The following is a 14,293-nucleotide window of genomic DNA, read 5'->3' on the forward strand; positions in this document are numbered from 1 at the left end:
ATGTTTAGAATATTATCGTATTTAAAATCGTATCGATTAGCCATTTCAATCGCTCTTTTTTTGACATTTATTGAACTTGCGGTAGAACTTTTGCAACCGCTTTTAATTGCAAAGGTGATTGACGATGGTATTTTACAAAAAGATCTTTCTGTGGTCATGAAGTGGGGCGGAATTATGATTGGAATTTCACTTCTAGCCTTTATCTCGGGACTCACGAATTCCTTTTTTGCATCACATACAAGCCAAAGCTTTGCTTATGACGTAAGAAAAGAATTGTTTGGTAAAATTCAATCCTTTTCCTTTGCCAATCTTCAAAAATTCGATACAGCATCATTGATTACGAGAATGACGAATGACGTAACTCAATTACAAAATACTGTGTTTATGAGTTTGCGTATCGCCATTCGCGCACCGATGCTCATCATTTTTGGAATGCTTATGGCCTTCCTCGTAAATGTCAAGCTTGCAATGATGCTTATCATTACTACTCCATTTTTAATTTTGTTTCTCATTTTCGTCATGACAAAAGCAAGAAGACTGTTTCAATCTGTCCAACAGAGATTGGATACAGTGAACGGTGTAATGCGGGAAAACCTGTCTGGGATGAGATTAATAAAAGCATTTGTACGATGGGAACACGAAACAAAACGATTTTTACAAGCAAATGAGAACTTAAAAGAAAAGACGATCTCTTCCCTTCGACTCATCGAATTGACAATGCCAGTTCTATTACTTTTAATGAACGGAAGTATTATCGCCATTCTTTGGTTTGGCAGGATTGATGTAAGCTCAGGAAACGTCAAGGTTGGGGAAGTTGTTGCGGTTATTAATTACACAACCCGGATTACTGGGGCACTCGGTGTTTTTTCTTGGATCATCATGCATTTCTCCCGAGCAAAAGCTTCATCAGACCGTCTTGTTGATGTATTAGATACCGAGGTAGATTTAGTTGAATCTGCTTCGAGTTTAAAAACTGTCACACAATCAGCAGGAAGTATCACCTTTTCAAATGTTAAATTTAAGTATCCAGGAACAGATGCATCGGTTTTACAAGATATTACGTTTTCGATTCAAGCGGGAGAGACTGTTGCGATTTTGGGTGCAACAGGCTCGGGTAAATCGTCTGTATTTCAGTTGATTCCACGTCTATATGATGCTGTACAAGGTAGTGTGCAGATTGACGGAATCAATGTAAAGGATCGAAAGCTGGATGAATTACGTAAGCAAATCGGCTATGTTCCACAGGAAGCGCTATTGTTTACGGGAACGATTAAAGATAATATCCGCTGGGGTAAGCAAGATGCGACTATGGAAGAAATCATCGATTCTGCAAAGCGAGCCCAAATTCATGAAACAATTGAAAGGCTTCCATTACAATACGATACTGTTATCGGACAAAAGGGAGTTAACTTATCCGGTGGGCAAAAACAACGGATTTCAATTGCCAGAGCGCTTGTTCGCAACCCTAAAATTTTATTACTGGACGATAGTACAAGCGCCCTTGATTTAAAAACAGAAGCAAAGCTATTAGCTGACTTGAAAGATTACACTTGCACAACTTTAATCATTACTTCAAAAATATACACAGCCATGGCAACCGATACAATTTTACTTATGGAAGATGGAAAATTACTTGCTTCGGGAAGTCATGAAGAGCTTCTGCAATCCTCGCCTTTTTATCAAAAGGTCTATGATACACAGTTCGGAGAGGGGGCCAAAGCTCATGTCAACGCGAATGAATCGTGCTAAACAAAATTACGGAAACAAACCAACGCAGGCAAAAGATCGAATTGGCACTGTTAAAAGAATCTGGTCCTATCTTGCAGTCAATCATAAATTATTAATGGCTGTCCTAGCGATGGTCGTAGCGAGCTCAGGCCTTGGTCTGTTAAGTCCTTATCTTTTAGGAAGAGGGATCGATAAATATATTGTTACACAAGATCATAATGGAATCCTCATTCTTTTACTTGTATTAGGCTTTGTGTATATTCTCCATTCCTTATCATTATGGTATCAAAACTATTGGATGGTTGGTATTGCACAAAACACTGTATTCTCAATGAGGACGGAGCTTTTTGAACAGCTGCATCGGTTGCCCATTCATTTTTTTGAGAAAAGGCAACATGGGGAGCTTATGAGTCGAATTACAAACGATATTGAAAATGTCAGCTCCACCTTAAATACATCAGTTATTCAAATTTTTTCAAGCCTTCTAACCTTAATTGGTACAGTGGCAATCATGCTTTGGCTAAGCCCACTTTTAACTTTAATCACTATGATTATTATTCCTATCATGTTTTTTGGGATAAAGTGGATCACGAAACGGACAGGGAAGCTCTTTAAAGAACAGCAACGCTATTTAGGAGAACTAAATGGATACATTGAAGAAACAATTTCAGGACAACGAATTGTTAAAACCTTTTCACAAGAAGAAACGGTTATGAACGAATTCTTAGAAAAGAGTGAGAAGCTTAAGAAGGCGGGTTATTTTGCCCAGGCATATTCTGGGTTTATTCCGAAGCTTATGAATGTATTGAATAACTTAAGTTTTGCAATTATTGCCGGAGTTGGCGGGGTTCTTGCTTTGAATGGACATATTACGATCGGAACGATTGTCATTTTTGCTGAGTACTCAAGACAATTTACCCGTCCGCTCAATGACTTGGCCAACCAATTTAATACTTTACTTTCTGCAATTGCGGGTGCCGAGCGTGTATTTGATATTTTAGATGAAGAAGTTGAAGCGAATGATGAAAGCAAAGCGAAAAAAATTAGTCGAATCCTTGGAAATGTGGAATTTAATCATGTCTTTTTTTCCTATGAAAAGGATGGAAACACGATTAATGATGTGACATTTGATGTAAAAGCTGGACAATCAGTGGCATTTGTCGGACCAACTGGAGCAGGCAAAACAACGATTATTAATTTATTGTCCCGATTTTACGAGCCAAATTCAGGTTCTATTTTAATTGATGGGGTAGATACGTCATCCATGACAAGGGAAAGTCTTCGTCAAAATATGGGTTTTGTGTTACAGGATACTTATTTATTCCAGGCTTCGATTATGGACAATATTCGCTATGGAAGACTTGATGCATCGGATGAAGAAGTCATTGAAGCGGCAAAATTAGCAAATGCGCATACATTTATCATGAAGCTTCCTAATCAATATAAGACAATTTTAAAACAGGATGGCAGTGGCATTAGCCAAGGACAAAGGCAGCTTCTTTCAATTGCAAGAGCAATGCTTGCAAATCCGTCAATTCTTATTCTTGATGAGGCAACGAGCAGCATTGATACAGTTACAGAAATGAAAATTCAAGAAGCACTTCAACGGTTAATGAAGGGAAAAACGAGCTTTATTATTGCTCATCGTTTGAATACCATTGAAAGAGCCGACCAAATCATCGTTTTAAGTGAAGGGGAAATTGTGGAAAAGGGTAACCATGAATCCTTGATACAGCAAAAAGGATATTATCATAATCTATTTACGAGCCAGTTGAAAAAGCAAGTAATGTAGAACTCCTTCTCATGGGGTTCTTTTTTTGGATATAAGCAGGATTCATAAAATAAATGTTGAATATTGAAGAAAGAAATGGTTTAACCGGGGGGAGACATAAATTGTGATCATTGCGGAAACGGATCCCGTTATAATAAAAATGATACGTGAAAAGGACATGGGGGCAATTGTTAATTGGTTTGACATAAGGAAAGATAGCTTTTATAAACTCGCTTGGACATATTTGGAAAATGTAACAGACATTCAAGATGTTTTATATGATGTCATAATAAAAGTACAATCAAACATTCGAAAACAAAGAAAGGATGTAGAACTTGAAAAATGGGTAATTTTCCTCATCATGGAGGAATGTAAAAAGAAGAGATTAAAAGAAGATCTTGATGATGCTCTTATCTTAACCTACGTACAAGGGTATTCACAGCAGGATGTTGCCGAAATTCTAGAAATCTCAGTTGAATCAGTTAGGAACCAACTTTATAAAGGAATTCAGAGATTAACCGGCTTTAAGGAAGGTCACCACCAGGAAAAATTTATTGATTATTTAAGTCGCACATTAGACCGACTAGAAAAAATTGAATTTGAAATACATTTACATACATGTCAGGCCTGTCAAAACGGCCTAGCAGCCATACAGGATACCATATTCACTCTCATAGATGATGTAAAAACGATTGAAGTCCAAGAGGATTTTTTTAATGATGTAATCACAAGATTAAAGAGAATAGATGAGGTAAAAAGGAAAAAGAAAAAGAAACGTACAACCATTGGCATTGGAATTGCTTCTTCGCTCTTTTTACTACTATTAATTGGTTATGCGACAAACGCATTTAGCTATGTGTATTATTCATGGCTAGACTGGCAAGGTAAGGAGGATGAGCAGTTAATCGCTTATTTAAAGAGTGGTATTGGTGAGCCGCTCAATCTTGTCCAGGAAAACAATGGTGTAAAGGTTACTATTAAAAGTGCGATTGCTGATGACTACCAAACCCTCATTTATTATGAGGTTGAAAGTATTGAACAGGAGGAACACTATGGCATAAATTTTTGGAATGGCGTTTCAATAGAAAATGAGGGAGAAATTTTAGAAAATCTGTCCTATCCAATAAATCAACTACCTGTTCAACCAGTAAAAAGTGGAGAAAATGTGGTAAAAGGAACATTCAGCTTATTACCTATTAAAAAGGAAGACGAAACAATAAAACTAAATATTTCAAAGCTACAAAAAGTTGGAAGAAGCGCTTCAATTGATGATTGGCTTGATCCTTATGACGAGAGTACGTTTATAAGAGGGACTTGGAAATTTGAAATCCCTGTTATTAAACAACCATCAATTGAGCATACTTTGGTTGAGAAAGCTACGATTGATGGCATACCATTTGAGTTTAAGAAGCTCATCTTTGCCCCAACTGTAACCTTGCTAAAATATACAACAGAATCGGGAAATAATAAAAAATTTATACATGAAATAAATATTGCAGAAATTGAAACGGAGAAAAAAACAGTAAAACCAGATCCATTTTCGGGAAATGTTCAACTTTTCGAAACAGGGGATGGGATATCTTTCTTAACAAGATTTGATTCCCTGTATTTTGAAAATGCGAAAGAATTTAGCATTCATTTTAGCTCCTTTTCTTATTATGTCAGTGATTCTTTTCAAGTGGATATTGACATGACTCAACCGTTTCCTCAAACCTTTGAATATCTTGGCAGTGATATTTCGGTCGACAAGGTGGAGCTTGGAATGCCTACAAAAATTGAAATAACAGCCCCAATGCATGAAGGACGAAAATTTGAATCAATTCATTTTAATATTGTTAGTCCAAATAACACTTCAGCAATGTCAATGGGAATTACAGATATTCAGGGTGTATTAGTCGATCGAAAAGGAAAAATCTATAACAGAGATGAATATAGCTTTAATGCTAACATGGACGTAATTGATAGGCCACGCCATTATGAAACAAAGGTATTGATTGAGATTCATAATGATGTTTCGGAAGAAGAAATTATTCCTGGTTGGCTGCAAATACAAGGATATCAGGGCACAACATATTTGGATGAAGTGATTAACTTAGAAATAAAATAAAAAAGCTCAGTTCTGAGCTTTTTTACATTTTTTCGTTACGAAATTGTAGATACTGCTTTTTAGCTGAAGGATTCTCTTCAAAAAAGTCAATCAAGGTCGACAAACAAAGAGAAGTCTCTTTGCTGATATAATGCTCGAGTTTTTCTACTTCTTCATAAATATTTTTATCCTGTACGCCAATCATTTTTAAAAAGTCTTCAAGCATTTCATGTTTTTCAACTAGTTTTTTCGCAACTGTTGTTCCTTTATCAGTAAGCACAAAGCCTCTGTATTTTTCATATATTCCAAAGCCTTCTTCATCCAATTTTTGCATCATCTTTGTGACGGAAGAAGGGAGGACATTTAAAGAAGAAGCAATATCTACGCTTCGGGCGTAGCCTTTTTGCTGAATGGATAAATAAATTTTTTCTAAATAATCTTCCATACTCGGTGTCGGAATCGTCATTACCGCCTTTCAATCAAATACGCCTTGGCGTATTTGCGCCCAGATTTTTTTCGACCTGCTCGAAAAAATTCCTTTGAAAAATCTGAGGCATCCGCCGGAGGCTAGAACTTTATTCAGTAGAACCCTCTACAGAATAAAGTTCTACATCATGTCTTTATTATATAATGAAATGCGGTTAATTTTCTATTAAATCCTCTAAATGCAGTCGGATTTTATCTGTCATATAACCAATGGATGTGTTTAAATCAAGAACATCCAGAGAAACAACAGCATTCTCTAGTAAATCTATATTTGAAAAGGTGATTAGCCCACTTTGGTCATCCGTAATTTCATATAATTCATCGTCTGCAAGATTCAACCGGTATGCAACATCTTTCTTTTTTTCCACAGTAAATGTCAAGCTGTTATCAGTAACCATTGATAATTCTGGCGTTTCCAATTTGCGATCGTGGTCAATCTTTATACCAGTTTCTTGCTCAATAAATTGTTGTAATTCCTTATTGCCAAGTACATTTTCTAGCTTCTGATTTTCATGCTGTATTCGCTTATAGAATGCTTCGTTTGTATAGACATCGTCCCGATCTACCTCATTAGTAACTCCATATAACAGCACATAGTCATCCGCGAATATTTCCTGTGGATACCACTCATGTGCGGAAATGGAGTAATTTAAAAATGCATTCCAGTGAACAGGCATATCATCTAATCCTCTTAGCTTTGCCCATTTTGAAAACGGGAAATGGTGAGTAGGAAAATAATAATAGCCAAAATGGTGCCCATATTCATGTGACAAAGTATCCCGGTATTCACTAGCACTTGTATACTCGTTTCCTTTATAGAGGGTAATGCTACTAATAAAAGGATGATAGATTCCAGTAATCATACTATTTGAAGGCGACAAACCAGCCATTACTCTGACCTCTTGTAAAAGGTTGATCTCTTCAGCATGTTTATTTTTTATTAATTCTTTATATAAATCTTCCAATTGTGGTTCATTCCAGTTTTTTGAGTAGCTTAGAAACAGAATCCCTTCTGGAGATTCATATTTGGCATGATACGATGAGTCATATGTTGCTGGGTCTAAGCTTAAAAGAATTGGAAGACTGCATAACAAAAATAGAAAGACAATCACTTTTTTTCCCATGTTCGTTCTCACTCCCATAAGTCATTTTAGCATTCTTAGAATATCTAAATCTCTGTTTTATTTTGCCAGATTGGATTCGTAGATTATAATGGGAAAAGAAGAATTGAACTTAAATTATAGGTGGGTGAAAAAATGACTCGTGTTGTGATTGTGACAGGAGCAGCAAATGGGATTGGGATAGGAATCGCAAAGGCTTATGCAGAAACTGGTGCAAAAGTTGTTTTAGCAGATATAAATGCCGAAGCTGGAATTACGCATTCAAGAGAACTTAACGAACAGGGTGCGGAAACTATTTTTATCAAGACAGATGTAAGAAACGAACAGGATATCCTCCAATTAGTAAACCAAACCTTCCAAGTTTATGGTAAAATTGATATTTTAATAAACAATGCTGGGAAAAATCTATTCAAGTCACCATTCGATGTATCCATTGAAGAATGGGATGATGTGATCAATACAAATTTGAGAAGTGTGTTTTTATGTTCGAGAGCAGCCGCGAAATATATGAAAAAATCAGGTGGCTCTATCGTCAATATTGCATCAACGAGAGCAATAATGTCTGAGCCTTATTCGGAAGGTTATGCAGCAACAAAGGGCGGAATTGTTGCGATTACTCATGCTCTTGCTGCATCATTTTCTGAATATCAGATTACAGTAAATGCAATTTCACCAGGTTGGATTGAAACAGGTAGCTATGAGGATCTTCGTAAAACTGATCACGAACAGCATTTTTCAAAACGAGTCGGAAAACCAGAAGATATTGCAAATGCATGTCTCTACTTGACTGATTCAAAGAATAATTTTGTTACCGGAATTAATCTTGTCGTGGACGGTGGGATGACAAGAAAAATGATATATGAGGAGTAACATAGAGAGGAAGCTTTAAGATTATGAAACTTGTATCTTGGAATGTAAATGGATTGCGTGCTTGTGTTAAGAAAGGATTTTTAGATTATTTTCACGAAATGGATGCTGATATCTTTTGTGTCCAGGAAACAAAGCTTCAAGAAGGTCAAATCGAACTAGACCTTGAGGGCTATCATCAATATTGGAACTATGCGCTAAAAAAAGGTTATTCTGGCACGGCTGTTTTTACAAAGGAAAAGCCACTTTCCGTCTCTTATGGAGTTGGGGATGAGAATGAAGAGGCTGAAGGCAGAATCCTTACAATAGAATTTGAAGACTTTTACTTAATTAATGTTTACACACCGAATTCACAAAGGGATCTGGCACGGCTTGGATTCCGGCTAAGCTGGGAGGACAGAATCCGTGATTATCTCATTCATTTAAATGAGAAGAAGCCAATTGTCCTATGTGGTGATTTGAATGTCGCTCATACTGATATAGATTTAAAGAATGCAAAATCCAATCGAGGAAATTCTGGCTTTACCGATGAAGAGCGCGGAAAAATGACAGATTTGCTTGGCTCTGGTTTTCTTGACTCATTCAGACATTTCTATCCGGACTTACCAGATAAATATACTTGGTGGAGTTACATGAGGAATGTTCGCGAAAAGAACATAGGATGGAGAATTGATTATTTTATTGTTTCTCAAACATTACAGGACCGCTTAAAGGATTCTCAAATCCATTCACATGTAATGGGCAGCGACCATTGTCCAGTTGTTTTGGAATTACACGATTCGGAAAAATTTTAAGGAATACTTTAAAGTCGGACAAACATAGATTACAATAAGTATGCTTATCGATTTAGTGAATAGCAACTTATTTGGAGGTTAACATGCAAAACTGGATAACGGAATTTATGGATCAATTTGGGTATATAGGGATTTTTCTATTAATTGCTTTAGAAAACATCTTCCCACCCATTCCATCGGAGGTTATTTTAACTGCTGGTGGATTTATGACGACAAAAACGTCGTTAACAGTGACAGGGGTAATTATAGCTGCAACATTCGGTTCAGTAGTAGGTGCGATTATTCTCTATGGAATTGGTCGCTTACTTGATGTAGAACGCTTGGAGAAAATTGTTGACCGCTTTGGTCGGATTTTACGGGTAACAAAGGAGGATATCCATAAAGCAGATGCTTGGTTTGATAAATATGGATACTGGACAGTCTTTTTCTGCCGTATGGTTCCTTTAATTAGAAGCTTGATCTCCATTCCAGCCGGGATGTCCAATATGAATTTTGGGATGTTTATCTTATTTACAACACTTGGAACATTAATTTGGAATGTGATTCTGGTGATGCTAGGGGCTGCCTTTGGTGAATCTTGGGATGTCATTGTTCATTATATGGACATCTATTCCAATATTACCTATGCACTTATTGCATTAGCGGGAATTGGATTTCTTGTTATATTTTTCTCGAAGCGACGATCAAAAACAAGATAATTAGAAAAGCGAAAAGCGCCTGGAGATAGACATCAATAAAAAAAGGAGTACATTATATCTGATGGAAATTATTGAAATTATTAAAGCTATAATTTTAGGAATGGTTGAGGGACTTACTGAATTTGCACCAGTTTCCTCAACAGGTCACATGATCATTGTCGACGATATGTGGCTAAAAACAAAGGAATTTCTTGGGAAGTACCCAGCAAACACGTTTAAAGTCGTCATTCAACTTGGCTCTATTTTAGCGGTTCTCGTTGTTTTTAAAGACAGGTTTATCGATTTATTAGGACTTAATCGAAAAAATAAAATTGTACCAGTTGGGGCAAAGCATTTACGTTTGACACATATCATTGTTGGTTTAATTCCAGCAGGTGTTTTAGGTGTATTATTTGAGGATACAATTGATACTTATTTATTTGATACAAAATATGTATTAATCGGTTTGGTTGTTGGCGCATTTCTTATGATTGCCGCTGACCGCTATAGTGCAAGCCACCCAAATACACAAACAGTCGACGAAATTACGTACAAGCAAGCGTTAACCGTAGGACTTATTCAATGTTTGTCACTATGGCCAGGATTTTCACGTTCAGGTTCAACCATTTCAGGTGGTGTACTTGTGGGATTAAGTCATAGAGCAGCAGCAGATTTTACCTTTATCATGGCTGTGCCAATTATGGCAGGAGCAAGTGGAATCTCACTTCTCAAAAATTTAGAGTATTTTTCAATGGACTTACTGCCTATCTTTATCGCAGGATTTATAAGTGCATTCGTATTCGCGCTTATTTCGATTCGATTCTTCTTACGCTTAATCGATAAAATCAAGCTATTACCATTTGCGATTTACCGTATTGTACTTGCGGCTGTCATTTATTTTGTATTTTTATAATCAAAAGCATCCTTATCGGATGCTTTTTTTCGTGCATAATTTTCCGATCGCTCTTCATAATACGTTCTATTTTGTATAAAATATGGTAATAGTTCCAAACTTGTACAAAAGTACTAGAAGAGGAGGAGACCAGTTATTAGATCTCGTAAATATGTAACATTCGCTATTCTACTGCTCTTAATCACTATCATGCCATCCATCCACCCAAAACAAGAACAAGCAAGTGCTAATGCAGCTCAAAATCAAGTGCTCGAGCATTTAAATCAGCTTGTCATGAATGAACCCAACTTGAAAGGAGCCATTGCCGGTATTAGTATTAGGTCTGCAAAAAGCGGAGAAATCCTGTATCAACACGCTGGTGATGTCAGATTACGACCGGCATCCAATTTAAAGCTAATAACGGCGGCAACAGCTTTATCAGCACTTGGTCAAAACTATCAGTTTTCAACGGAAATTCTCACGGACGGTAAGCTCGAAGGAAACAAACTATCCGGAAATCTTTATTTAAAGGGAAAAGGAGACCCTACGCTGCTCCAGGAAGACTTGGATATCCTGGCGAAAAAAATTAAGAAATCAGGGGTCGATGTGATTTTCGGAAATATCATTGCGGATGATAGCTGGTATGATGATGAACGCTTTTCAATCGATTTAACCTGGAGCGATGAAACCTATTATTATGGTGCAGCTGTTTCGGGATTAACTTCATCCCCGAATAAGGATTATGATTCAGGGACAATAATTGTAAAGGTATCTCCTGGAAAGAAAGTGGGAAGCAAAGCTGAAATTTCTTTATACCCAGCAAACAATTACGTAAAAATAATCAATCAGACAAAAACGGTTCAAAAAGAAGAAAAGAATGACATTGGTATTACTCGTGAACATGGGGAGAATGTTATCACGATTGAGGGATCGATCCCAGTTACTGCGAAACCTATTCAAGAATGGATGACTGTATGGGAGCCGACTGGTTTTACGCTGGACTTATTCAAACAATCTTTAGCCAAACAAGGAATTCATGTGATTGGAACGGAAGGGGTAGGGAAAACACCGGATGCCGCTGCATTACTTGCAACAGACACATCCATTCCATTAAGTGAGCTTCTTGTTCCTTTTATGAAGCTAAGTAATAATGGTCATGGGGAAACATTGGTAAAGGAGATGGGGCGTGTCCGTTATGGAGAGGGCAGCTGGGAAAAAGGGATTACGGTTGTAAAAGAAGAGCTTCGAAAAATCGGTGTAGACCCTAGTAGTATGGTTATTAGAGACGGTTCTGGAATTTCACATGTGAACTTGATATCTGCTAACGACATCTCAAATCTTCTCTATTCCGCTCAATCTCAAGCTTGGTTTCCTACGTTTTTACACTCTTTACCGGTTGCGGGAAATAGTGAGCGTCTTATTGGTGGCTCATTAAGAAATCGTTTGAAAAATCCGGAAATGGCAGGGAAGATTAAAGCAAAAACAGGAACGATCACAACGGTAAGCTCTTTATCAGGCTATATAAAATCAAGAAGTGGGGAAGAGCTTATATTTTCAATCCTCTTGAATAATCTAATGAACGATGCACATGGAAAACCAATTGAGAATAAAATTGTTTCATTATTATACGAATATTAAAAAGCAGGCACAAAGCCTGCTTTTTCCATTGTGTTATTCAGCTTTTCCAGCTTCAATTTCGATTGAAATTTTTACTTGGTCTCCAACTAGAACCCCACCAGTTTCAAGTGCAGCATTCCATACTAAACCATAGTCACTACGATTTAGGCTTCCAGATGCACTAAAGCCAGCTTTTTCATTTCCCCAAGGATCCTTACCAGCACCTTCAAATACAACCTTGAATGTTTCCTTTTTTGTCGTACCACGAATTGTTAAATCACCAGTTAGATCGTATTCACCATCATCAGTTTTTACAATCGAAGTTGATTTGAACGTCATCGAAGGATGATTTTCTACATCAAAGAAATCAGCAGAACGAAGGTGGTTGTCACGATCTGCATTTTTTGTATTAATACTAGTAAGATCTACTTTAAATACGATATTCGCTGTTGTAAGGTCAGTCGGATCTGCTTCAATCGTAGCTTCAAAGTTTTCAAAAGATCCTTTTACCTTTGCAATCATCATGTGTTTTACTGAAAAATCAATACTGCTGTGTGATGCGTCTACTGCCCATTTTGTGTTTGCCATTCTAATTTCCTCCAAAAATATTATTTTAACATCAATTATCTTAAATTCAAGATATCTTGCTCTAAGATAAATTATAGTGCCGGCTAATCGTATTGTCAATATATATTTTGGAAAATTTGAAGCATTATAATATACCTCCAATTGTATCTCATAGTAAAATAAGCATAATGCTTATAAGAGAAGGGGAATTTAATAAATAGCGATTTGTTTTTTTATTCTTTGGAGGTAAATAATATGGTTGTTGAAATTTTAATCCTTGTCGTTCTGATCTTACTAAATTCATTTTTTGCGGCTTCTGAAATGGCATTGGTTTCATTAAATGATAATAAAGTAAAAATGATGGCAGACAGCGGAGACAAAAAAGCGATTTTGGTACATAAACTTCTTTCAAACCCAAGTGGTTTTTTAGCCACAATTCAAATTGGAATCACATTAGCAGGATTTTTAGCAAGTGCCTTTGCGGCTGGAAGCTTTGCAACTTATTTAACAGCTTGGTTAACGGATATTGGTGTTCCTATCGCACCAGCTCTTCTGGACACTATTTCCGTAATTGTGATAACACTCATTTTATCCTACTTCACATTAGTTATTGGTGAACTTGTACCGAAAAGATTGGCATTACAAAAAGCAGAAGAAATCTCATTAATAGCAGCTAGACCATTAACCATGCTTTCGAAGGTAACACTCCCTTTTGTTAAGCTGTTAACTCTGTCAACGAATGGACTTGTACGGTTATTCGGAGTCGATCCAAATGCAGAAGATGAAAATGTTACTGAAGAAGAAATTCGGATGATGGTTGATGTAGGTAAGGAACGAGGAACCATCCAAGAATCAGAAAAAATCATGATTAATAATATTTTTGAATTTGATAATAAAACGGTATCAGACATCATGACACATCGGACAAATATTATTGGGATACCTCTTGATTACACGTTAAAGGAAATCATTCATCTCGTAACTGTTGAAAAATATACACGCTTCCCAGTTTATGATGATAGCATAGATCAGATTGTTGGGATCTTACATTCAAAAGAACTGATAAAATTTGTTGATGACTGTAATGACACTTCCTTTAATTTGAAGAACCTACTGAGAGATCCATATTTTGTTTTAGAATCTAAGCATACGAATGAATTGTTTAAAGAATTGCAAAAAAATAATATTCATATGGCCATTGTGATTGATGAATATGGGGGGACAGACGGGATTGTCACAATTGAGGACTTAATCGAAGAAATCGTCGGAAATATTTTTGATGAATATGATGAATATACAATTGATGATGAAGAATATATTCAGCTTGATGAAAATACTTACTCTATGGCTGGTACAATCAATTTGTATGAGGTTGAAGACCTTCTAAAGATTGATCTTCCAATCGATGAATACGACACATTAAGCGGCTTTGTGATTGGGCAATTAGGCTATATTCCTACCGGCGATGTGCATCCAGAAATTAATTATGAAAATCACACATTTAGAGTCGTTGAAATGGATGAAAAACGAATTATGAGAATACATGTTATTAAAAATTCTGATCCAACAGAAAACGAAGACGAAAAAGATTAAAGGGTGTTCCAGTAAAACTGGAATGCCCTTTTTTAATGGTGACAAAATTATCCAGAAAGTCGATAACGTATTATTACAGGAAAACAAAAAATTG

12 protein-coding genes are annotated in these 14,293 nt (G+C 36.5%); 9 read left to right on the top strand and 3 right to left on the bottom strand.

Translation table 11 applies throughout. From position 1 onward, the window contains the following. From LKW28_RS09805 to LKW28_RS09815, 3 genes are all read left to right on the top strand, one after another. Positions 1-1,749, top strand: a complete 1,749-nt coding sequence (locus tag LKW28_RS09805) for an ABC transporter ATP-binding protein (RefSeq protein ID WP_229140185.1) — start codon at positions 1-3, stop codon at positions 1,747-1,749. Then, on the top strand, positions 1,724-3,520 hold the full coding sequence (locus LKW28_RS09810) for an ABC transporter ATP-binding protein (RefSeq protein WP_229140186.1): 1,797 nt from the start codon (positions 1,724-1,726) through the stop codon (positions 3,518-3,520). The genes LKW28_RS09805 and LKW28_RS09810 overlap by 26 nt, the downstream gene beginning before the upstream one ends. A 103-nt stretch (positions 3,521-3,623) precedes the next feature. Next, the gene (locus tag LKW28_RS09815; RefSeq protein ID WP_229140187.1) at positions 3,624-5,606 is read left to right on the top strand and encodes a DUF4179 domain-containing protein; all 1,983 of its coding nucleotides are present in this window, start codon (positions 3,624-3,626) and stop codon (positions 5,604-5,606) included. Between the two features lie 22 nt (positions 5,607-5,628). Here the strand turns inward: LKW28_RS09815 and mntR are convergent, their stop codons facing one another. Beyond that, positions 5,629-6,045, bottom strand: coding sequence for a transcriptional regulator MntR (gene mntR, locus LKW28_RS09820; protein WP_229140357.1), 417 nt, complete (start codon positions 6,043-6,045; stop codon positions 5,629-5,631). Between the two features lie 181 nt (positions 6,046-6,226). Continuing rightward, positions 6,227-7,195, bottom strand: a complete 969-nt coding sequence (locus LKW28_RS09825) for a hypothetical protein (protein ID WP_229140188.1) — start codon at positions 7,193-7,195, stop codon at positions 6,227-6,229. Between the two features lie 132 nt (positions 7,196-7,327). Between LKW28_RS09825 and LKW28_RS09830 the strand changes: the two genes are divergently transcribed. The 5 genes from LKW28_RS09830 to dacB all read left to right on the top strand — a co-directional run bounded on the left by LKW28_RS09830 (position 7,328) and on the right by dacB (position 12,060). Next, positions 7,328-8,062 (top strand): glucose 1-dehydrogenase, encoded by a 735-nt coding sequence (locus tag LKW28_RS09830; RefSeq protein ID WP_229140189.1) that lies wholly within the window; start codon positions 7,328-7,330, stop codon positions 8,060-8,062. A gap of 23 nt (positions 8,063-8,085) precedes the next feature. Continuing rightward, entirely contained in the window at positions 8,086-8,853 is a 768-nt protein-coding gene (locus LKW28_RS09835) for an exodeoxyribonuclease III (RefSeq protein WP_229140190.1), read from the top strand. A gap of 83 nt (positions 8,854-8,936) precedes the next feature. Then, positions 8,937-9,551 (top strand): DedA family protein, encoded by a 615-nt coding sequence (locus LKW28_RS09840; protein ID WP_229140191.1) that lies wholly within the window; start codon positions 8,937-8,939, stop codon positions 9,549-9,551. 61 nt (positions 9,552-9,612) lie between these two features. Beyond that, on the top strand, positions 9,613-10,443 hold the full coding sequence (locus LKW28_RS09845; RefSeq protein ID WP_229140192.1) for an undecaprenyl-diphosphate phosphatase: 831 nt from the start codon (positions 9,613-9,615) through the stop codon (positions 10,441-10,443). A gap of 189 nt (positions 10,444-10,632) precedes the next feature. After that, positions 10,633-12,060, top strand: a complete 1,428-nt coding sequence (dacB, locus tag LKW28_RS09850) for a D-alanyl-D-alanine carboxypeptidase/D-alanyl-D-alanine-endopeptidase (RefSeq protein ID WP_229140193.1) — start codon at positions 10,633-10,635, stop codon at positions 12,058-12,060. Between the two features lie 33 nt (positions 12,061-12,093). Here the strand turns inward: dacB and LKW28_RS09855 are convergent, their stop codons facing one another. Further along, the gene (locus tag LKW28_RS09855; protein ID WP_229140194.1) at positions 12,094-12,627 is read right to left on the bottom strand and encodes a YceI family protein; all 534 of its coding nucleotides are present in this window, start codon (positions 12,625-12,627) and stop codon (positions 12,094-12,096) included. A 234-nt stretch (positions 12,628-12,861) separates the two neighbouring features. Here LKW28_RS09855 and LKW28_RS09860 point away from each other — a divergent pair, with 234 nt between their 5' ends. After that, positions 12,862-14,199: a hemolysin family protein gene (locus LKW28_RS09860; protein WP_229140195.1), complete on the top strand. Its 1,338-nt coding sequence runs from the start codon at positions 12,862-12,864 to the stop codon at positions 14,197-14,199. Positions 14,200-14,293 lie beyond the last annotated feature (94 nt).

The organism is Bacillus sp. REN16 (assembly GCF_020731355.1).
In the GTDB taxonomy this organism is placed as follows: Bacteria; Bacillota; Bacilli; order Bacillales; family Bacillaceae_L; genus Ferdinandcohnia.

What these genes read in the sequence shown, in the direction of transcription:
- LKW28_RS09810 (WP_229140186.1), top strand. Translation starts at nt 1,724, where the DNA reads ATGTCAACGCGAATGAATCGTGCTAAACAAAATTACGGAAACAAACCA.
- dacB (WP_229140193.1), top strand. Translation starts at nt 10,633, where the DNA reads ATGCCATCCATCCACCCAAAACAAGAACAAGCAAGTGCTAATGCAGCT.
- LKW28_RS09855 (WP_229140194.1), bottom strand. Translation starts at nt 12,627, where the DNA reads ATGGCAAACACAAAATGGGCAGTAGACGCATCACACAGCAGTATTGAT.
- LKW28_RS09835 (WP_229140190.1), top strand. Translation starts at nt 8,086, where the DNA reads ATGAAACTTGTATCTTGGAATGTAAATGGATTGCGTGCTTGTGTTAAG.
- LKW28_RS09805 (WP_229140185.1), top strand. Translation starts at nt 1, where the DNA reads ATGTTTAGAATATTATCGTATTTAAAATCGTATCGATTAGCCATTTCA.
- LKW28_RS09830 (WP_229140189.1), top strand. Translation starts at nt 7,328, where the DNA reads ATGACTCGTGTTGTGATTGTGACAGGAGCAGCAAATGGGATTGGGATA.
- LKW28_RS09845 (WP_229140192.1), top strand. Translation starts at nt 9,613, where the DNA reads ATGGAAATTATTGAAATTATTAAAGCTATAATTTTAGGAATGGTTGAG.
- LKW28_RS09860 (WP_229140195.1), top strand. Translation starts at nt 12,862, where the DNA reads ATGGTTGTTGAAATTTTAATCCTTGTCGTTCTGATCTTACTAAATTCA.
- LKW28_RS09825 (WP_229140188.1), bottom strand. Translation starts at nt 7,195, where the DNA reads ATGGGAAAAAAAGTGATTGTCTTTCTATTTTTGTTATGCAGTCTTCCA.
- LKW28_RS09840 (WP_229140191.1), top strand. Translation starts at nt 8,937, where the DNA reads ATGCAAAACTGGATAACGGAATTTATGGATCAATTTGGGTATATAGGG.